Origin of the sequence: Mycobacterium sp. E136 (genome assembly GCF_001666865.1) — a bacterium.
Lineage (GTDB): Bacteria > Actinomycetota > Actinomycetes > Mycobacteriales > Mycobacteriaceae > Mycobacterium.
This window is the reverse complement of the sequence record NZ_LZJE01000092.1, coordinates 60,185-79,514: the sequence shown is the minus strand read 5'-3', so window position 1 is coordinate 79,514 and position 19,330 is coordinate 60,185. Positions and strand designations below refer to the sequence as shown.

The following is a 19,330-nucleotide window of genomic DNA, read 5'->3' as shown; positions in this document are numbered from 1 at the left end:
GGCATTACCGATCGAGGATAGTATCTTTTCCTGAAAGAGAGAATAAGCATTCTCGCACGAAGGAGCGGCGCGGTGACGACCATTGATTACGGCATTTTCGACTGCGACACGCACTGCTATGAGACGCGCGACGCCTTCACCCGGTACCTACCCGAGGAGTTCAAGGACCGGGCCATCACGACGGTGCGGGGCGCTGACGGTGTGGAGGTGATTCTCGCCGGTCACCGCGTCGCGACGTTCAACAGCGAAGGCGGCCTCGGCCTGGACGTGGCGTATCGCCCCGGTTCCCTCAAGGAGATGCTGCGCCAGATGGGCTCGGGCAACCCCGAGGAGTCCTACGAGCCACAGCCCATGCAGCCGGAATACATCGAACGGTCCGCGCGGCTCGCGGTGATGGCCAAGCAGAACGTCGAGCGGATGGTGATCTATCCGAGCGGAATGGCCCTGGCCGCCGAACACTACGTCGACGACACGGCGGCGCTGTACGCGAATCTGCGGTCGTTCAACCGCTGGATCGACGACGAGTGGGGCTTCGACTTCGAGGGACGCATCTACGCGACCGCGTTGTTGTCCCTGCGCGACCTCGATTCGGCGATCGCCGAGACCGAGGCGATCATCGCGGAGGGCGCAAAGTTCGTGATGCTGCCGACCGGGCCCGCCTATGGGCGCTCGCCGGGCGATCCGTATTTCGACCCGGTGTACGCCCGGCTGCAGGAGGCCGGCTGCGTGCTCGTGTACCACATCATGCCGTTCTGGTACTTCAACGCGATCTCGCCTGCCTGGGGGCACAATCCCGACCCTGCGTCCTGGCACATGTCGGCGTGGCAGTGGATGAACATCTACGGTCAGCGGCCGATCGAGGACACGCTCTCGGCGTTGATCTTCGACAATCTGTTCGGCCGCTTCCCGAAACTCAACGTGTTGGTCGCCGAGCACGGCGCCGAGTGGGTGCCGTTCTTCCTCAAGCACATGGACAAGAGCCGCGGCATGGGCCGCAACGGCCCGTGGATCGGAGGCAAGCTCACCGAGCGGCCGTCGAACATCTTCCGGCAACACGTCCGCGTTGTGCCGTACCCCGAGGACGACATCCCGGGCATCGTCACCAGCCTGGGTTACGACGACGTCCTGGTGATGGGCTCGGACTTCCCGCACGCCGAGGGGCTGGCCGAACCGGCGGACTTCCTCAAACTCCTCGACCCGCTCGACGACGCGGCGAAGCGACGCATCATGCGCGACAACGCCGAACAGCTGCTGCTGCGGAGCTGACCACCGGTGGGCACTGAGGGAGATGCCGCCCTCGACGATGCGGTCGACATCGAACTGGTACGTGGCGCGGCGCGAGACTTCCTGGCCGGGTGTGGAACGCACGACACTCTCAAAGACCTCGCGGCGATGGACTGGACGGGACTGCTGGTCGACGACGATCTCGGCGGCAGCGGGTGGCGCCCAGTGGAGACGACGGTCATCGCCGAGGAACTCGGACGGGCGGGAAACTCGACGCACTGGCTCGGCAGCGTCCTCGCTGCTGCGGCGTTGAGTTCGGCACCGCCCGAGGCGCGTGACCGGTGGCTGCCCGCCATGCTCGATGGGACCGGTGCGGCGGCCTGCGCCTTGGCTGCTGATGTCACGCGAGTGTCGGGCGCCGAATCGGCGGACATCATTGTCACGTTCGGCGGCAACGGAATTCACCTGTTCGAGGCGGTAGACACCCTGCCCCGGGAAGCCGACGAAGAGTTGCTGGACGTCAACCGGCCAGTGTGGCGTGTCGACCTCTCCGGAGCGCAGAACGTGCCTATCGGTGGACCCGAACGAGCGGAGCAACTACTCGCACTGGCCAGGATCCTGCTGAGTGCGGATTCGCTCGGTGCACTCTCGGCGACCTTCGAGCGGCTGGTCACCTATCTCAAGGAACGGATCGCGTTCGGTGCACCGATCGCGAGTTTCCAAGCGGTACAACACCGTTTGGTGGAGCTGTTGGTGTTCGAGGCCAAGGCTCGCGCCGTCCTCACCAAGGCCGCCCGCGCGCTGTCCGCCGAAAGCGCCCCGAGTGATGCGGTCGCATTGTCCGTCGCGGCACATTCCTTCATCGCGGCCAACGCCACGGCGGCCGTCGATGAGTGCATGCAACTGTCGGGTGGCATCGGATTCACCTGGGAATACCCGCTGCACCATGACCTGCGCCGAGTATTCACGAACGCCTGTCTACTCGGCACGGCGCGCTCCAGTCGCGCCCTATTCGCAGACGGGGCCGGCTGGTGAGCGTCCCGCATGTTCGGCCCACAGGGGCCGAGCTCGCCGAGTTCCGAGACCGCGTCAGGGCACACATCGCCGAACATGCACCGGCGTTCGAGGCCCGAGAGGGACACCGGGCGCCGGAAACCGCTGAGCAGGAAGCGATGCTGCGCAAATGGTTCGCCTCGCTGTTCGACGCGGGATTCGTCGGTGCGGACTGGCCCGTCGAATACGGCGGCCGCGCCGATCACCACCCACTGCACGATCGGATCGTCTCCGAGGAGATCCTGCGTGCCCGCGCGCCGCGTCCCGTCGATCAGGTCAACCTGGCGGCCCACGTGCTACTGCATTTCGGTTCCGATGAGCAGAAATCCACTCTGCTACCGCCGATCCGGAGCAGCGAGCACGTCTGGTGTCAGCTGCTCAGCGAGCCCGATGCGGGCAGCGATATCGCCGCCGTGCGCTGTAGGGGCACGCAACGGCCCGACGGGTCATGGGTCATCGACGGACAGAAGACGTGGATCACCGACGGGCACTGGGCCGACATGGGCCTGGCCCTGATCCGCACCGACCCGTCATCGTCGCGTCATCACGGGCTGTCCGCGATCATCGTGCCGTTGGCCTCACCGGGCATCGAGATCCGGCCGATCCGAACGATCAACGAGGCGATCGAGGTCAACGAGGTCTTCTTCGATGATGTGACGATCCCTGCCGACGGCCTGATCGGAGAGCCCGGCCAGGGCTGGTCGATCATCATGGCGGGCCTGGACTTCGAACGGTTCGGCATCGGCGGCAATGTCATCCTCCTGGAACTTCTCGTCGACGATCTGGTCACGGTGGCCCGTCACGGTCGCATCGACGACATGCCGGCACTGCAACACGCCGACATCCGGCACCACGTCGCGGATTTGGCCGTCGAGGTCGAGGTGGCGAAAGCGTTCATCGACGACCATGTCGAACGCCTGGTGGCCGGCGCCGAGCAGACTGGCGACGGTTCGATCGCCAAGCTCAGTTTCGCCGAGACGTATCACCGGGTTTCGGCCTACGGCGCTCAGCTGTCGACGATGGTCTGCACCGTCGCCGCCGATCCGGATGTGGCGCTTGCCAAACAGCGTCTGAAAGAATGCTGGCTGTGGTCCCGTGCATACACCGTGTCCGGTGGCAGCTCTGAGATGATGCGCAACATCCTGGCCAAACGACGGCTCCTCCTACCGACTCACTGATGGCGCAAACCTATTGGGGTTTGATCCAAGCGGCGGCCCAGAACCACCCCGACCGCGTCGTACTCGTCGACGACTACGGTCGCAGCCTGACGAACAGCCAGTTGCACGACGCGGCGGAGCGCACCGCCGCCGCGTTGTTCGAACGCGGGGTCACCAGAGGCACCGTGGTCACGTGGCAGTTGCCGACCACCCTGGAGACGATGGTGGTGATGGTGTCTCTGACCCGTCTCGGCGCGGTCCAGAACCCCGTGTTGCCGATTTGGCGCGAGAGCGAAGTCCGTTTCGTCACTGCGCAGCTCGAAGCCGAGGTCTTCATCGTTCCCGGTGTGTGGCGCGGATTCGACCATGTCGCGCTCGCCGACGAGCTGACCCGCGAACGCCCGATGACGGTCGTGGTGGTCGACCACAGCGCGCCGCTCACCGGGGAACTTCGGCTGCCGTCGGGTGATCCGGCGCTTCTGCCGGCGCCGCCGACGGACGCCGAGGATGCGCGGTGGGTGTACTACTCGTCGGGCACAACCGCGGCGCCGAAGGGTATCCGGCACTGTGACCGCTCGGTGATCGCCGGGTCGGCCGGGGTGGTGGGCATGTTCGGCGCCTCGAACAGCGATATCAACCCGATCGCATTTCCGGTCTCGCACATCGGCGGCGCTGCGATGCTGGCCGCCAGCCTGCTGACCGGTATGCGCCTGGTCCTGTTCGACACCTTCGATCCGGTGTCCACCCCGAAGGCGGTGGCCGCGCACCGTCCGACGATGCTCGGTTCGGCGACCCCGTTCTTCGTCGCCTACATGGCTGCGCAGCGGGAACATGGTCTCGAACCGCTCTTCCCCGATCTGCGTGGGTGTGTCGGGGGAGGTGCGCCGATCACGCCCGAGCTGGGGCGCCAAGTGCGTGAGACGCTTTCGGTTGCGGGAATTGCGAACTCGTGGGGCCTGACCGAATTTCCGGTAGTGACCTCGCCGCCGCCGGACGGCGAACCCGAGGTCCTCGATCACACCGTCGGACGGCCGGTGTCGGGGGTCTCGATACGCGTGGTCGACGAGAACGAACGCGAAGTAGGTGTGGGCGAAGAAGGCGAATTGCGACTCAAGGGTCCCCAGTGCTTCCTCGGCTACGTCGATGCGTCGCTGGACGCCGATGCCTTCGACGCCGACGGCTGGTTTCGCAGCGGCGACCGAGGCCGTGTCGACGACGACGGCAACGTCGCGATCACCGGGCGCATCAAGGACGCAATCATCCGCAACGCGGAGAACATCTCTGCGCTGGAGATCGAGGGCGTCTTGGCCAGCCATCCCGCCATCGACGACGTCGCGGTCATCGGGGTGCCGGATCCGCGCACCGGCGAACGGGTGTGCGCGGTCGTGGTGGCGCGACCCGGCACCGAGGTGACGCTGTCCATGTTGGCCGAGCACTGCCGGGCGCAAGGTCTGAGCATGCACAAGTCTCCGGAGAGCCTCCAGCTGGTGGAGTCGTTGCCACGCAACCTCACCGGCAAGGTCTTGAAGAACGAGTTGCGTGCTCGGTTCGGTGGACTCGGCTAGACGCCGATCAGTTGCTTGAGGTTTGCGCCCATCACTCGGGCGGTGGTTTCGGCGGGCAGACCCTCGAGTTCCTTGACGAAGTCCGCGGGCTCCGCGAGGCCTTCTGGATGCGGGTAGTCCGAACCGAACATCACGCGGTCCGCACCGAGGATGTCGATGAGGTGCGACATGTCTTCCTCATGGAACGGGTTCACCCAGACGTGCCTGCGGAAGACATCGCTGGGATGCTCGCTGAAGTCGTACGGCCGCTTGTGATACACGCGGTCGAAGACATCTAACAAGCGGTGCGCCCAGGAGCCCCCGTTCTCGATCACCCCGATGCGTACCCCGGGGAAGCGCTCGAACACGCCGTGAGCGATGAAGGCAGCGAGGGTATCGAAGATATTCCGGCTCTCCTCGTAGATGAAACCCCGGAGCTTGCTCAGCGCGAATCCGTTGAACTCCGCCGGGTCCTCCCAGTCGTCGACGTAGCGCTCATAGCCGGAGTCCGAATTGTGCATTTGCACCGAGATGCCCGCCGACTCGACCAGTCGCCAGAAGTCATCGAACTCGGGCAGAGCGGCCGAGCGCGACGTGCCGTCTTCGCGCGGGACCGGGGCCGGACGGATCAGCACCGTCCTGGCGCAGTTGTCCAGGCACCATTCGAGCTCTTTGACACCCAGCGCGGGATCGTTGAGCGAGATGGCCGGGACGGGGAAGATCCGGTTCTGGTAGTTGAACGTCCAGTCGTCGAGCAGCCAGCGGTTGAACGCGTGTGTGATCGCGTGGGTGAGTTCGGTGTCCGACTTCGTGCGCTCCTCGAGCATGCCCGCCGTGGTCGGGAACATCACCGCGCCATCGACGCCCTGGCGATCCATCAACGCCAGGCGCAGGTCGGGGCGTCGGAACTCGTCGGGACATCTGATGGGCGCGGCCAGCTCCCTCAGCGTCTTGCCTTCCGGATTGATGCCCCGGAAGTAATCGGCCCATGCCCCCGGCGTCGGGATCACCTCGTAGGTCGGATTGGGTATGGTTTCGGTGATCTGACCGAGGATCTGCAGCTTCTTGCGGCCCTTGACGTCGACGAATCGCAATGCCTCCGAGTATTTCTCGGGCAGATACCGCGTATAGGCGTCGATGGTCTCGTACATGTGGTTGTCGGCATCCCACACCTCGAACTGTTTGACGCTCACCCGTCGGCTCCTCTCGGACCATGCATCCATCAACGGTAACGATGTTATCGCAGAAAGAGAAGACAGATTCTCACTGGGCTGGTTCGGCGACGGAAACCGTTTACTTCAGGTGAAGGCCGGAGCCACGAACCGTCGAAGCATCTCCCGTTCCGTGCCCGAGTCTGAGGGAGGCCAGAACGCCAACGATACGACGATGCGTACGACCCACTGCGCCGCGAGCGGATCGTCGCCTGTGATGCCGGTGAGGTCGGCGGCGAGCCGGCTGAGCATGGGAGACGAGTGGAGGTCGGCCAATCCCGGCGCCTTCGGTGCATGGAGCGCGAGTTTGCGAATCGGGTCGGATCTGATCTGCTCGAGGGCGACTTCGATGGCGGCAGTGACGCGATCCGCACCGCTGAGTCCGTCGACCGCGTGCCGGACCGTCTCGATCACGCCGGCCGCGAGCCGCATCAGAACCGCGTCCCGGATCTCGGCCTTCCCTCCCGCGTACCGGTATACGGTCGCCCGCGAACAGTGCAGCCGCGCGGCGAGCTTGTCGATGTCGAGGGCATCGAGCCCGTCGGAGATGACGAGCTCGGTGGCGGCGGCATGGATTCGGTCCGCCGCCGCGGTGCGGCGGTCGCGGCCCATCACCCAGTCGTCGGGCACCGGCACCAGCCTCCTCGTCCGAGAACGACCATGATCTCAGATCTGAGACAAAATACGGAGCATGTTCCAGCATTTCCGCAGCATGCGGCAATGCGGTGAGACATTTGCGCCCGAAATCGCCGATAGCGCATTTCGACTTCGTCTTCATCCGTTGACGCGATGCGAGGTCGTCGCTCAGCGTTGGGGCATGAATGTCGTGGATGGCGAGCTCGGGATCGCGCTGTTCGAGGATCGGTTCATCCAAGACCCTCAGCCGCTGTACGCGCGGATGCACCAGACCGGATCCGTCCACCGCATCGGGGACTCCGGATTCTTCGCCGTGAGTGGTTGGGGTGCGGTGAACGAGGCGGTCACGCGCTGCGACGACTTCTCGTCGAATCTGACGGCGACGATGACGTTTCAAGACGGCTCGGTATCCGCATTCCCGATGGGCGAACTCGGCGGGCCAATGCAGGTACTGGCGACCGCTGACGATCCCGCACACGCCATTCACCGGAAGACGCTGTTACCTCAGCTGGCCGCCAAGCGAATTCGCGACCTCGAGCCGTTCATCGCAGACACCTCCGCCGGCATCTTCGACTCCTGTGTTCGGGGCGGCGCGATCGACTGGATGGCGGCCATGGCGAACCGGCTGCCGATGATGGTCGTCTGCCGAATCATCGGTGTTCCCGATTCCGATGTCGACATGCTCACCCGGTTGGGCTACTCCGCCACGCAGTTCGTCGAGGGGCTGGTGACCGAGGAGCAATTGGCGGCGGCGGGTAAGGACGTCATGGAGCTAGGTGCTTACATCACTGAACAGTTCGGCCAGGCCTCGCCTGCCGAGCAGGACAATCTGCTGGGCGATCTGGCCGCGGCGTGTGCCGAGGGGATCGTGGACCACACCGGGGCTTTGGCCATGTTGATCACGCTCTTCAGCGCCGGCGGGGAATCGACCGCGTCACTGATCGGGTCGGCTGCCTGGATCCTCGCCACCCAGAAGCACATTCAACAACAGCTGCGAGACCGGCCCGAACTGCTGGGGGCGTTCCTCGAGGAGGTCCTTCGCTTCGAGCCTCCGTTCCGCGGCCACTATCGCCATGTCACGCGCGATACCGAGCTGTGCGGCGCGGAGCTCCCCGCCGGATCGCGGCTGTTGCTGCTGTGGGGTGCGGCTAATCGCGATCGGGCACACTTCGACGAACCCGACACCTTCCGGCTCGACCGGGTGGGCGCCAAGGGACACATCGCCTTCGGTAAGGGCGCCCACTTCTGCGTGGGGGCCGCGCTTGCGCGGCTGGAGGCCAGAATCGTGATCGGCCAACTGATCCAGCGCACCTCCAACATCGAGGCCCCAGACATCGGCCGCTGGCTGCCGAGCCTGTTGGTGCGTCGACTCGAGCGACTGGACCTCGTCCTCGCCGGGAACAGTTGACGACAGCCGCGCTAGAGGCTGGTGAAGTGCCCGCCGTCGATACCCAATGTCTGTCCGGTGACATAGCGCGCCGCAGGGCCGACCAGGAAGGCGACCGCGGCACCGATGTCGCGCTCCGGGTCACCGATGCGCCCCAGCGGTATCCGTCGCGCCAGCCGCTCTTCCATGGCCGGCTCGGCCTCGATCGCTGCGGTCATGGCGGGTGAATAGGCCAGGGGCGAAACGATGTTGACCGTGATGCCGTAGGGCGCCCACTCCCGCGCGAGGCTCTTGGCGAACCCGCGCAGTGCTCCCTTCATCGTGGCGTAGAGCGGCAGCGTCGCACTGCCTTCCATGCCCGCCGGTGAGGTCATCACGATGAAGGTCCCGCCGCCCTCCCGCAAAGCGGGCAAGGCCGAGACCGCGCAGTGGTGGGCACCGCCCAGCGACACCGAGGAGTGGTGGGTCCACAGCGCGCGGTCGACGTCGGTCAACTGGTGCGGTTGGCTGGACAGAGTGCTCGTGGCGTTGTGCACCACCGCGTCGAGTCGTCCGGTCGTCGTCACGGCGAGGTCGACGGCTCGGGCGACGGAGTCGGAGTCGGTCACGTCACAGCGCGCCCACGTCGCGTGATGACCTCGTGCGGCGATCTCGTCGACGACCGCCTGCCCGGTCTCGGACCTGCTGGCGACGACGACATGGGCGCCCTCGGAGGCCAGTGCCATCGCGATGCCGCGGCCCACCCCGCCGCCGGCACCGGTGACCATGGCGGTCATGCCGGTGAGGTTCATGGCAACATCACCGATCCGCCGTCGGCGACGATCGTCTCTCCGGCGAGATGGTCGAGGTCGGGCCGAAGCAGGAACTTCACCGACGCGGCGACGGTGTGCATCAGGGTCGAGTCGTCCTTGACGGCCGCGGCGGTCAGATGCCCGGCCGCGATGGCGTCGTCGGAGAACATGGACAGCGGCACGGCGACGAGATTGGCGCCGATACCCTGCGAAGCCCACTGCCGGGCACACGATTTCACCATCGCGCGGATACCCTCCACCGCGGTTGTGTACCCAACGAGGCCTGGGGCGCCCACCATCCCAATCGTGGGGACAACGACGACGATCCGCCCGCCGGCCGAAAAGCCCGCGCGTGCCTGTTGCAGCGCGGTGAGCGTACGCCACATCGCTTCGTCGACGAGACGACGCCAATCATCACCACTCAGAGCTACTACGTCGACCGGCGGCGGGCAGGGATCCATGACAATGACCACGCACGTGGTGTTCTCGGATAGCTCGGCTCCCGGTGCCACAATGACCGCGCCGAGTTCCGTTGCGAGCGCATATGAGAGCTGACCCGGCAGGCCCACCACCGCTGTGGAGGAGGCCACGTCACCGGCTCGACTGGGACGCGACGCGTTCTGCGTGAATCCTGACCAGTTCGCGAAACCCGATGCTTTCGTATCTCGGCTTGGGCTGGACGCCCCACTCGTCACGCGCGGTCTGCTGGCCTGCCGCTTCGGGTGCGCCCCCGAACGGTGGGCCGCCGATCGGATAGGGCTGTTGGCACTCCAGACTGTCATCGGAGAAACGCACCTTCAAAAGCTCGCTGCAGATCTCGTTCAGCGACAACGTCGGCCACCCGTACCAGACCGCCATCACCGGAACGGTCAGCGACCCCTCGATGACCAAGCCGAACAGGCATACCAGCAGGCCGCGCTTGAGCCACTTGTGCATTCGCGCCCAGGTGGGGGTGGTACCCAACGGTAGCGACTCGGCCGGATCCTTCGGCTCCACAGCGGAGTTGGTCACGATGGTCCTTTCAGCTGCTAGTCGGAGAAGATTTCGCGGTTGACGGTATGTAGGTACGGGATGGCCAGGAAGGGCGTGATGTAGAAGATGTTGAACGCCCACCATCCGAACACCGGAAGTCCGACCGCCGTGTACCGGACGTCGGCGTACATCGTCATGTTGAGGATGTATCCGGTCCACACGATGATCCCGAACCAGCACGTCACGATGGTCCACTGGTGGCCCCATCGCTTCATCTGCAACAGCGCGATCGCGGCCGCGATCCGCATGGGGAACGCGATCAGCACGCACACCATCACCCAGGCCTTCTCGCCCGGTGCACCCGCACCGCCGATCCAGAGTTCGTTGTAATGCCAGAAGTAGCCCGCGTCGATGAGGTTGCCCCACGCGGTGAAGACCGTGCGCGTGATCAGGGCGTGGTTGGCGAACAGGTCCAGAGCCCAGCCGATACTGTTGAGCGCGGCGTCAAGGATGATGACGTATCCGATGAGCGTCACCATCATCGGCCGGACCGACAAGCCGTCGCGCTGGGCCTTGCGCAACAGATAAATGCCACGGCAGAACACGGGTAGACCGATGATGCCGAGAACCAGGGTGCCCATGAGTGCGGTGCCGGCGATGCACCATCGATCGGCGCGTCGTTGGGCCGCCCGCGTCTCTTCCTCGTGCTCATCCATGGTGATCGACCGATCTCCGCTTATCGATGTCATCGGGTCACCAGTCCCGGGTGAAAAACATCTGAACCTGAATCGCGAACATCGCGATCAGCACGCCGTAGATAAAGATCTGAAACGCGATCAAACCGCGCTTACGCCGTCGATCCTGATCATCCATGATTCTCCTCACAGTGCTCGATCAAGAACACGATCGATCAGAACGTGCCGATGTTGCCCAGCATCCAGTAGAAGAACGCGACGAGTCCGCACATGACGACCCAGGTCACGGTCAGTCGGACCAGTTCCTGCCACATCGATGGCTCCTTCGTCCGCCGGCAAAGCACAATGCCGACAGAGAGTAGCACCGTTCTCATAAGTGAGAAGAACTATTTCCGGCAGAGGCGTAGGGGCGCCGGTCGGCCGTGCCGGCCTCGCATTACGCGTCGGCGAGGGTGAGAAGTTCGCGTTTGACGACCTTGCCGACGTCGTTGCGCGGCAGTCGTTCGACGAAGACCACCCGCACAGGAACACGGTAGGGGGTCAGGCGCTCGCGACACCACGTGATCAGCTCATCCTCGCTGACCCGGTCGTCGGCGCGCACGACGAAAGCCCACGGAACCTCGCCGAGTCGTTCGTCGGGAACGCCGACCACGGCCGCCTCGCGCACGCGGTCGACGGCCAGCAGCACCTCTTCGACGGTGCCGGGGAACACCTTGAGCCCGCCGCGGTTGATCATGTCCGAGACGCGCCCGTCGAGCCACAGGAATCCGTCGTCGTCGAACCAACCGAGGTCGCCGGTGTGAAACCACCCGTCATCGGTGAGCCTGTCGAGGAACGCGGGGTCGATCTTGCGGGCGGCAGTCGTCGGTGTGCGGACCATGACCTCGTCGTCTGCGATCGTGACGTCGATGCCCGGAAGCGGGCGTCCGACGGAACCGAGTTTCGTCTCCCCCCATTCGCGGGCGTCGGCGGCCGACCATCCGACGACTTCGCCACCGAGTTCCGTTTGGCCGTAGCTGTTCAGGACGAGCACGCCGAACTTGTCGCGGAAGCGGGCCGCCTGGACGGGAGACAGGGGAGCGGTGATCGAGCGGACGATCTTCAGGGGGGACAGGTCGGTGACCGAATCGTCGTGGAGCACCATCGTCAACGCGGCGGGTGGCAAGACCGTGGATCGTAATTGGTGGCGCTTCACCAGCGCTGCGAAGTCCGCGGCCGAGAACCTGTCCATCAACACGACACCGGAGCCCGCGCGAAAAGCGAAGAGCACCTGGTAGATACCCGCCCACAAAGACAGTGAGAGCGGTACCAGATTGGGCATCGGCGCCGTGTTCCGGGGGCCACGCTTCGACCCCCGAAGCTTGTCCAGCAGCCGGTCGATCAGGTCCAGCACCGTGGAGTGGCGTAGCGGCACCGGCTTCGGCGGACCTGTCGTGCCCGAGGTGAACTGCAACAGCGCCACATCGTCGTCGTACCGCCGAGCCTCGTCAGCCGAGTTGGAGTGCGGCGTGACCGACCACGCCAAGCTCGACCCGGTGACGACCGGCAACGCGAACCCCGAGAAGCGATCGGCCAGTTCAGGTGTCGTGATCACCGCGACCGGTTCGAGGGTTTGGAGCGCAGCGGCTACCTCGGCGTCGGCAGCCCTGGGATTGAGCGGTGTGTAGACACCACCGGAACGCCAGACACCGAACAGCGCCGCGACCGTGGTGGCGTCGTTGGGTAGCATCGCCGCGACCACGTGACCGGGCATCAGCCCGCCTTCGGTGAGAACCGTCGCCAGGCGGTCCACGCTCGCGATCAGATCTGCCCGAGACACGTCGACCGCCAGAGTGTGCACCGCGATGTCCGGCAGATCGTCCAGCAGGTCGGAGAGACTCACGAGTCCCGCTCCAGGGGAAGCCACCGTGGTGTTCGCTTGTCGGCGAACGCTTTCGGACCCTCGTCCTGATCCGGATGGCCCCACATCGACGTCAGGTGCTTGGCCCCCTCACGGCAGGCGTCGGTCAGCCCGTGTTCGAGTGCTCCCCAGAGCGCGCGTTTGGTGGCCCGCATCGCGGCCGGTGAGTTTCTGGCGACCTTCTCGGCGAGCTCTTGGGCGACATCGCGAAGCTTGTCGGGCGGGTCGACGATCTGGCTGATCATGCCGAGCTCATATGCGCGCTGCGCGGTGAGTCGTTCGTGGCTGCCGACCAGCGCCATCCGTAACACCGCCTCGGCGGGCACCTTGCGCATCAGCGCGATCGTCTCCAGAGCGCTGACCTGGCCGATGGAGACGTGCGGGTCGACGAAGGTGGCATCCGACGCCGCGATGACGATGTCGGCGTCGGCGACCCAGTGCAGTCCGCCTCCGGCGCATACGCCGTTGACCGCGGTGATCACGGGCTTGCCCACATTGCAGTGCCAGCCGGTCAGATTCAGGTCCAGCGTCTGCATGGTCTCCTGGTACTGTTTGATCCCCTCACCGTCGAGATCGTCGACGTCGGCGCCGACCTGAAATGCCCTGCCGTTGCCGGTGTGCACGATCACCCGCACCTCGGGGTCGGCGTCCAACTCGGCCCATGCGGCGGGGAATTCCTTGCGCATCTGCGCGTCGTAGGCGTTGAGTCGATCGGGCCGGTTGTTGATGATCCAGCCGACGGAGCCGCGCCGTTCGATGATCAACCTCTGATAGCTCACGAAGCCTCCACCGGTTCGAGCGGTTGCCAGGCGGCCGGGCGCTTTTCCCGCCACGCGCGTACGCCCTCGGCATGGTCGGGGTGGTTCCGCAGCCGCCAGATCTCCTCTGCGGCCGCAGCCTTGGCCTCCGACAGCCCGACTTCCAGGGAATGCCACAACGCCTTCTTGGTGGCCCGCATGGCGGTGGGCGAGTTGGTCGCGACCGCGGCCGCCAACTGGGCGGCCGCCGCCCGTAGCTCGCCGGCCGCCACGACCTGCGAGACGATACCCAACTCGTATGCGCGCTGGGCCGATATCCGCTCACCCTTGCCGCTCAGCGTCATCCGCGTGATGGCCTCCATCGGCGACTTCCGCAGCAGGGTGATGGCCTCGTAGGCGACCGCCTGACCCACCGAGACATGCGGGTCGACGAATGTCGCTTCCTCCGCAGCGATGACGATGTCCGCGTCGGCGACCAGATGCAGACCACCGCCCGCGCACACCCCGTTCACCGCGGCGATCACCGGCTTCCACACACCGCAGTGCCACGAGGAGATCTTCAGCTCGGCGTCGCGCGTACGTCGTGAATGGCGTCGCATGGCCTGCTTGTCGCGCGCGACCTGGACCACATCCATCCCGGTACAGAACGCATTGCCGTTCGCGACGTTGACGATCACGTGCACGTCGGGGTCGGCATCCAGCTGTGCCCATGCGGTCTCGAGTTCGTCCAGCATCAACGCGTCGAAGGCATTGCCGGCCTCGGGCCGATTCAACACGAGCCACCCAACGCCATCCGACTTCTCGACGATCAACCGCTCAAATTCGGTCAAGAGCGCGGAATCTCCTTCCAGGGTTTCCCTTTCCACGGATCCGGCTCCTTGGGTAACCCGAGTACGCGCTCGCCGAGGATGTTCTTGTTGATGTCGGTCGTGCCACCCTCGGTGCCGTTGGCGAGGCTGCGCATCATGCCCTGCACCTCGCGGGGCATCGCATCCGGATCGTCGGTGGCGGGCCACGCCACTGCGGCGGTGCCCAGCAGGTCGACCATGAGATCCTGGATCTGCTGGTTGAGTGTGGCCTGGTGGACCTTGCCGATCGAAGAGGCAGCACCGGGGGATTGACCGGCCGAGAGTGCCGCGCGCACACGGGCGTTCGTCCATCCGCGGATCAGTTCTTGAGCCCAGAGACGCATGATCCTGTTGCGTATCACGGGATCGTCCCATCGGCCGGTTTCCCTGGCCAGTGAGATCAGCCGTTCCGCACCGGACCCGCCGAGCCTGCCCATGCCGCCCGATCCGGAGCCCGAAACCATCTGACGCTCACTCGACAGGGTGGACGCGCTGACCCGCCATCCGTCGTTGACCTCTCCGACCCGGTGGGCGTCCGGCACCCGCGCGCCGTCGAGGAAGACCTCGTTGAATTCCGCCTCACCCGTGATCTGACGCAGGGGCCGCACCTCGACGCCGGGTTGGTGCATGTCGAGCAGGAAGTACGTGATGCCTTTGTGTTTCGGTTGATCGGGATCGGTGCGGGCGAGCAGAATCGCGAAGTCCGCCTCATCCGCCCAGGTCGTCCACACTTTCTGTCCGGAGATCACCCATTGATCGCCGTCGCGCACCGCCCGGGTCGCCAACGACGCGAGGTCTGAGCCCGCGCCGGGCTCGCTGAAGAGCTGACACCACTTCTCCTCGTTTCGGACGATCGGCGGTAGGAAGCGTCGCCGTTGCTCTTCGGTTCCGTGGCTGAAGAGCGCAGCGGCGGCGTTGTTGAGGCCCAACGGGTTGAGCCGGGTCAGCCGCAGCGGCGCGAGCACGTTCTCGACGGCGCGAGCCACGTTGTTACCGATACCGAGGCCGCCGTGTTCCGGGCGCCAGGTCGGCGCCACCAGGCCGCTTCGGGCAAAGGTCGGGTACCACCGTCGGTAATCGGCGGGGCTCCGCACGGCTCTCAGGGCGGCCGGACCCTCGGCCGCCGCGGCGCGCCATTGGGCCGGCACCTCAGCCGCGACCCACTGCCGCACCACCTCGACGGCGTCATCGGCGGCGGTGTCTGCGCTGATCGGTAGTGCTGTCATGTTCGCCTCAACGACCCTTGAACTCCGGGGGCCGCTTGTCCCGGAAGGCGGCCAGGCCTTCCTTGAAATCATCGCTGCGACTCGATAATTCGAGGGCCATCGCCTCGTTCTGGAGATGACGATCGAGATCCAGGCCGTTGCCGCTGTGCAGCAGCCACTTGGTGAGGCCGAGCGCGACCGTGGGTGCGGCGGCGAGCCGATTGACGAGATCCGCTGCCGTACGGTCGAGTTCAGTGTCAGGGCAGGCGCGGTGGATGATGCCCCACTGCGCGGCCGTGGTCCCGGAGAGTTCCTCGCCGAGCATCAACAGCTGGCGGGTGCGAACCATCCCGACGAGTCGAGGCAGCAACCAGGCTGCACCGCTGTCGGGCGTGAAGCCGCGCGCCATGAAGGGTTCCCAGAACACCGCGTCCGAGGCCGCCAGACAGAAGTCGGACGCCAACGCGAGGTGGAAACCCAGGCCGGCCGCCCAGCCGCGAACCACAGCGACGACGGGCACCTGGGTCTCGAGCAGTAACGGGATGAGCCTGTTGGCCTTGTTGGGCAGCCGCCGCTGCGTGCTCCCCACGCGCGGTTTGCGTTCCGACGTGGCGTTGTTGGCCACCAGATCGGCGCCGGCGCAAAAGTCCGGACCTTCGGCGTCGATACGGATGACGCGAACCGATTCGTCGGTGCCGCACCGGGACAGGTGCCCGATCATCGCGTCGAGCATGGTGTCGTTGACCGCGTTGCGGCGGTCCGCCCGGTCCAGGGTCAGCCGCAGAACCGGGCCCTGTTGCTCTGCCCGGAGTCCGGGAACGTTCGGATACGTCACGGCCGGCTCACTGTTCGGTGAATCGGTTCGAGACCGCCACCAGCAGATCGGCGAGGTCGGTCGCCCCGCCGGGCGGTTCCGGCAGGCGGACGGGGCCCCGCTGCCTGCTGGGCAACAGGATCGTGGCATGTCCCGGCGTGGTGACTTCGCCGCGGTGATTGGTCGCCGCGAGGTCCAGGTCCACCGCCGGACGGTCCCCGTCGGCCAGGTACTTGCGGGTGACGGTGCCGGTGATGGTGTGCAGATCGCCGACGTAGTTGAACAACCGGAACTCACAATCCAGTCTCCACAGCCAGGCATCGTCGCCCATCCAGTCCGTGCACAGATGGATCAGCCACGTCTCGCGCATGCGACCGTAGTCGAATGTCGTCGGGTTGCCCGCGTTGCGCGCGGCGCTCGGGTCCCAGTGCACCCGCTGTTGGACGTCGGGGACTCCGTGCTCGTTGGGTGTGTAGAACCGCGGAATCCGTTGCCTGTTCTGCCAGGCCAGCCTCAGGGGCCGGACGCCGTACATGCCCATGCCCATCCCGACGTGCCAGCACACCATGTCGGTGACGGTGAGCGGACCCTTGGTGAGCGGGCCGATCTCGTCCCCCTCGGCGACGTCCTCCCACCAACGCGGTTCGGCGCCTCGGGGCGTCTCGCGGGCGTACCGGGCGTCGATCTCGGCGATCTCGTCGGCGCTCCAGGTCTTGACGTCCACGTCTTCGTACTTCTTGCGTCCCCTGGCCTTGCTGCGTTCGGTGCGGATCATGTTCCGGTACTGGCCGCCGAGTATGACGCCGACGTCGTCGGCGAACACCTGCGCCGACCATTCGTGCACAGCCCGGGTGGCGAACTCACTGCTCTTGTCCAGCGCGGCGACAAGGGCGTTGCGTCGGAAGACTCGCCGGTTCGCGCGCAGCGGCGCCCACCACTCGCGCGAGGACCCGCCGTAGAAGGCGTGAACACCGCGCAGCGGGTCACCGGTGGTCAGCTCCCGGTCCTCCTGGGAGAGTTCGGTGACCTCGTCCTCGCCGATCAACGTGTCGCCGCCGATCAGCGCGGGCGGCGCGATCGGTTCACCCCAGACCGACTTCGTCGCGTACTCGGGATCGGACCACAGCGGGTTCGCGTCGCCGTAGCTTTCCGCCACGATCCGGAACGTGTCCTCGTTGGGCCGGCGGTAGTGCGGAGGTTGAGTGTGTGGCACGGCGACGCCGATGCGGGCGCGCAATCTGGCCAATCCCTCATCCGTGATTTGGCCCGTTGCCGAGGACTGGGTCACGCATGCCTCCTCAGTTCGGGCCTCCTCAGTTCGGCACAAATTGTCCCGGGGGCGTCGGCGGAAATTAAGATACCCGAAAAACGGAAACGTCGTTAACGCAGGGGTGAGCGAGTTGACTCAAGACCGGTCGGGCATCGAGAGCGCGGTTGGATCCGATGGTGTCTGCCGGATCACCATCGACCGTGCCGATGCCGCAAACTCGTTGTCCCCGTTGGCACGTGAAGCTCTCACGGACGCGTTCGAGAAGGCCGATGACGATCCTTCGGTGCGAAGCGTGTTGTTGCGGGCGACGGGGGACCGGCACTTCTGCTCGGGTGCGGGTTTGGGCCCGCAATCGGCACAGCCCACCGCGGAGAAGAAGCCCGGAGACGTCGCGTTGATGCTGCAGAAGGGTTATCAGCGACTAATCTGCGCGGTGCTCGATTGTGACAAACCGGTGGTCGCCGCGGTCAAGGGGGTGGCTGCGGGTGCCGGCGCCAGCTTGGTGCTCGCCTGCGATCTGGTCGTCATGTCCACCGAGGCGCGCCTGGTGGAGGCATTCGTGCACCGCGGCATCCTGCCGGACGCGGGCGCGATACATCTGCTGACCAGGATTGTCGGACTGCGCAAGGCCGCCGAACTCCTGATGCTTGGAGAACCCGTCGACGCCGCGACCTGCGAGCGCCTCACGTTGGTGAACCGTGTCGTGGCGCCGGAGGAGACCGACGCGGTCGCCGAGGAACTGGCCCGTCGCCTGGCCGCGGGCCCTACCGTCATGCTGGCACTGACCAAGCGCCTGTTGTCCGTGTCGTCGGAATCGGGGCGCGACCGGGCCTTCGAACAGGAGGCATGGGCGCAGGAGGTGGTGTCGTGGACCGCCGACCTGCAGGAGGGTCTACGGTCGTTCGCAGAGCGCCGGCCGCCGAACTTTCAGGGCCGCTGACGGTCACCCGTTCGCAGGACCGCCACGAATGGTGAAGGTGGTGCTGTCGTCGATCTCGTCGATCGATCCTGCCACCAATTCGGCTGTGAGTGAGCGGTTCTCGATTCCCTTGGTGACACCGATGAACACCCGCGACACCTTGCCCGCGCCCACCGAATAGATGTGAGCGGTGCGATCGCAGTCCCGGTGCGACAGGTAGACCACCACGGGTGTCACCAACTCTGGGTCCATCGCCTTGCCCGCCTCACCCATGATGTCCTCGGTCATCCGGGTACGCGCGATCGGCGCGACGGCGTTGATGGCGATGCCATTTCGCGCCCCCTCGATCGCCAGCACATGCATCATCCCGACCAGCCCCATCTTCGCGGCACCGTAATTGGCCTGGCCGAAGTTGCCGAACAGGCCTGTGCCGGAGGTGGTTTGAACAATCCGTCCATAGTTCTGCTCGCGCATGATGGGCCACGCGGCCCGGGTCACGTTGAAAGCGCCGGCCAGGTGGACCGAGATCACCGCGTCGACCTGTTCGGCGGTCATGTTCTTGAACGCTGCATCGCGGAGGATGCCCGCATTGTTGACGAGGATGTCGAGCCGTCCGAAGGCGTCCATCGCCGCCGCGACGATCGCCGCGCCACCGTCCTCCGTCGCGACGGAGTCGCCGTTGGCGATCGCGGTGCCGCCCGCGGCGGTGATTTCGTCGACGGCCGCTTGCGCCGCCGAGATCGAGGCGCCTTGCCCGTCGACCGCGGTGCCGAGATCGTTGACCACGACGCGGGCACCACGGCGGGCGAGTTCGAGTGCGTGACAGCGGCCGAGCCCTCCGCCCGCGCCGGTGACAACGGCAACCTGATCATCGAAGGTCAATGTCGATGAGCGCTCTCGCGAAGAGTATTGATCTGACGCCATGCTTGAGAGGTTACATTTACGT

The 19,330-nt window shown here is 65.8% G+C and carries 19 protein-coding genes; 6 read left to right on the top strand and 13 right to left on the bottom strand.

Annotation, left to right across the window (positions count from 1 at the left end; genetic code table 11):
• The first annotated feature begins 72 nt into the window (after positions 1-72).
• From A5698_RS07040 to A5698_RS07025, 4 genes are read left to right on the top strand one after another with little or no spacing between them, the layout of a single operon-like run.
• The gene (locus A5698_RS07040) at positions 73-1,266 is read left to right on the top strand and encodes an amidohydrolase family protein (RefSeq protein ID WP_068294881.1); all 1,194 of its coding nucleotides are present in this window, start codon (positions 73-75) and stop codon (positions 1,264-1,266) included.
• 6 nt (positions 1,267-1,272) lie between these two features.
• Positions 1,273-2,259, top strand: coding sequence for an acyl-CoA dehydrogenase family protein (locus tag A5698_RS07035; protein ID WP_068294872.1), 987 nt, complete (start codon positions 1,273-1,275; stop codon positions 2,257-2,259).
• On the top strand, positions 2,256-3,455 hold the full coding sequence (locus A5698_RS07030; RefSeq protein WP_068294869.1) for an acyl-CoA dehydrogenase family protein: 1,200 nt from the start codon (positions 2,256-2,258) through the stop codon (positions 3,453-3,455). The genes A5698_RS07035 and A5698_RS07030 overlap by 4 nt, the downstream gene beginning before the upstream one ends.
• Positions 3,455-4,999, top strand: a complete 1,545-nt coding sequence (locus tag A5698_RS07025; RefSeq protein ID WP_068294867.1) for a class I adenylate-forming enzyme family protein — start codon at positions 3,455-3,457, stop codon at positions 4,997-4,999. The genes A5698_RS07030 and A5698_RS07025 overlap by 1 nt, the downstream gene beginning before the upstream one ends.
• On the opposite strand, the gene A5698_RS07020 is transcribed toward A5698_RS07025, so the two are convergent.
• Positions 4,996-6,129 carry an amidohydrolase family protein gene (locus A5698_RS07020; RefSeq protein ID WP_231967322.1) on the bottom strand — a complete coding sequence of 378 codons (1,134 nt, stop codon included), beginning with the start codon at positions 6,127-6,129 and terminating at the stop codon, positions 4,996-4,998. The two genes, A5698_RS07025 and A5698_RS07020, sit on opposite strands and share 4 nt — an antisense overlap.
• Before the next feature lie 147 nt (positions 6,130-6,276).
• Positions 6,277-6,801, bottom strand: a complete 525-nt coding sequence (locus A5698_RS07015; RefSeq protein ID WP_068294914.1) for a TetR/AcrR family transcriptional regulator — start codon at positions 6,799-6,801, stop codon at positions 6,277-6,279.
• Between the two features lie 205 nt (positions 6,802-7,006).
• Between A5698_RS07015 and A5698_RS07010 the strand changes: the two genes are divergently transcribed.
• Positions 7,007-8,233 carry a cytochrome P450 gene (locus A5698_RS07010; protein WP_068294860.1) on the top strand — a complete coding sequence of 409 codons (1,227 nt, stop codon included), beginning with the start codon at positions 7,007-7,009 and terminating at the stop codon, positions 8,231-8,233.
• Positions 8,234-8,244: 11 nt separating this feature from the next.
• Here A5698_RS07010 and A5698_RS07005 read toward each other — a convergent pair whose 3' ends face one another.
• The 10 genes from A5698_RS07005 to A5698_RS06960 form a co-directional block, all read right to left on the bottom strand.
• Positions 8,245-8,988, bottom strand: a complete 744-nt coding sequence (locus A5698_RS07005; RefSeq protein WP_231967320.1) for an SDR family NAD(P)-dependent oxidoreductase — start codon at positions 8,986-8,988, stop codon at positions 8,245-8,247.
• Between the two features lie 11 nt (positions 8,989-8,999).
• Entirely contained in the window at positions 9,000-9,593 is a 594-nt protein-coding gene (locus A5698_RS07000) for an SDR family oxidoreductase (protein WP_068294855.1), read from the bottom strand.
• Between the two features lies 1 nt (position 9,594).
• Positions 9,595-9,939, bottom strand: coding sequence for a hypothetical protein (locus A5698_RS06995; RefSeq protein ID WP_068294908.1), 345 nt, complete (start codon positions 9,937-9,939; stop codon positions 9,595-9,597).
• Positions 9,940-10,031: 92 nt separating this feature from the next.
• Positions 10,032-10,691 carry a hypothetical protein gene (locus tag A5698_RS06990; protein ID WP_068294852.1) on the bottom strand — a complete coding sequence of 220 codons (660 nt, stop codon included), beginning with the start codon at positions 10,689-10,691 and terminating at the stop codon, positions 10,032-10,034.
• A gap of 415 nt (positions 10,692-11,106) precedes the next feature.
• Positions 11,107-12,552 carry a class I adenylate-forming enzyme family protein gene (locus A5698_RS06985; RefSeq protein ID WP_068294849.1) on the bottom strand — a complete coding sequence of 482 codons (1,446 nt, stop codon included), beginning with the start codon at positions 12,550-12,552 and terminating at the stop codon, positions 11,107-11,109.
• Entirely contained in the window at positions 12,549-13,349 is an 801-nt protein-coding gene (locus A5698_RS06980) for an enoyl-CoA hydratase/isomerase family protein (RefSeq protein ID WP_068294846.1), read from the bottom strand. The genes A5698_RS06985 and A5698_RS06980 overlap by 4 nt, the downstream gene beginning before the upstream one ends.
• The gene (locus A5698_RS06975) at positions 13,346-14,158 is read right to left on the bottom strand and encodes an enoyl-CoA hydratase/isomerase family protein (RefSeq protein WP_068294843.1); all 813 of its coding nucleotides are present in this window, start codon (positions 14,156-14,158) and stop codon (positions 13,346-13,348) included. The genes A5698_RS06980 and A5698_RS06975 overlap by 4 nt, the downstream gene beginning before the upstream one ends.
• A complete protein-coding gene (locus A5698_RS06970) occupies positions 14,155-15,402 on the bottom strand; it encodes an acyl-CoA dehydrogenase family protein (protein ID WP_068294840.1) in 1,248 nt (415 codons plus the stop codon). Before A5698_RS06970 ends, A5698_RS06975 begins: the two co-directional genes overlap by 4 nt.
• Positions 15,403-15,409: 7 nt before the next feature.
• Positions 15,410-16,216 (bottom strand): enoyl-CoA hydratase/isomerase family protein, encoded by an 807-nt coding sequence (locus tag A5698_RS06965; protein WP_068294837.1) that lies wholly within the window; start codon positions 16,214-16,216, stop codon positions 15,410-15,412.
• Between the two features lie 7 nt (positions 16,217-16,223).
• A complete protein-coding gene (locus tag A5698_RS06960; RefSeq protein ID WP_068294834.1) occupies positions 16,224-17,483 on the bottom strand; it encodes a hotdog family protein in 1,260 nt (419 codons plus the stop codon).
• Positions 17,484-17,586: 103 nt separating this feature from the next.
• Between A5698_RS06960 and A5698_RS06955 the strand changes: the two genes are divergently transcribed.
• Positions 17,587-18,405, top strand: coding sequence for an enoyl-CoA hydratase/isomerase family protein (locus tag A5698_RS06955; protein WP_068294831.1), 819 nt, complete (start codon positions 17,587-17,589; stop codon positions 18,403-18,405).
• A 3-nt stretch (positions 18,406-18,408) separates the two neighbouring features.
• On the opposite strand, the gene A5698_RS06950 is transcribed toward A5698_RS06955, so the two are convergent.
• The gene (locus A5698_RS06950; protein ID WP_068294827.1) at positions 18,409-19,308 is read right to left on the bottom strand and encodes an SDR family NAD(P)-dependent oxidoreductase; all 900 of its coding nucleotides are present in this window, start codon (positions 19,306-19,308) and stop codon (positions 18,409-18,411) included.
• Positions 19,309-19,330: the final 22 nt, after the last annotated feature.

Bases quoted from the DNA above. Each gene is read 5' to 3' on its own strand.
- A5698_RS07025 (WP_068294867.1), top strand. From the start codon at position 3,455: ATGGCGCAAACCTATTGGGGTTTGATCCAAGCGGCGGCCCAGAACCAC.
- A5698_RS07020 (WP_231967322.1), bottom strand. From the start codon at position 6,129: ATGTACGAGACCATCGACGCCTATACGCGGTATCTGCCCGAGAAATAC.
- A5698_RS07015 (WP_068294914.1), bottom strand. From the start codon at position 6,801: ATGGGCCGCGACCGCCGCACCGCGGCGGCGGACCGAATCCATGCCGCC.
- A5698_RS07010 (WP_068294860.1), top strand. From the start codon at position 7,007: ATGAATGTCGTGGATGGCGAGCTCGGGATCGCGCTGTTCGAGGATCGG.
- A5698_RS07005 (WP_231967320.1), bottom strand. From the start codon at position 8,988: ATGACCGCCATGGTCACCGGTGCCGGCGGCGGGGTGGGCCGCGGCATC.
- A5698_RS06995 (WP_068294908.1), bottom strand. From the start codon at position 9,939: ATGCACAAGTGGCTCAAGCGCGGCCTGCTGGTATGCCTGTTCGGCTTG.
- A5698_RS06990 (WP_068294852.1), bottom strand. From the start codon at position 10,691: ATGGATGAGCACGAGGAAGAGACGCGGGCGGCCCAACGACGCGCCGAT.
- A5698_RS06970 (WP_068294840.1), bottom strand. From the start codon at position 15,402: ATGACAGCACTACCGATCAGCGCAGACACCGCCGCCGATGACGCCGTC.
- A5698_RS06950 (WP_068294827.1), bottom strand. From the start codon at position 19,308: ATGGCGTCAGATCAATACTCTTCGCGAGAGCGCTCATCGACATTGACC.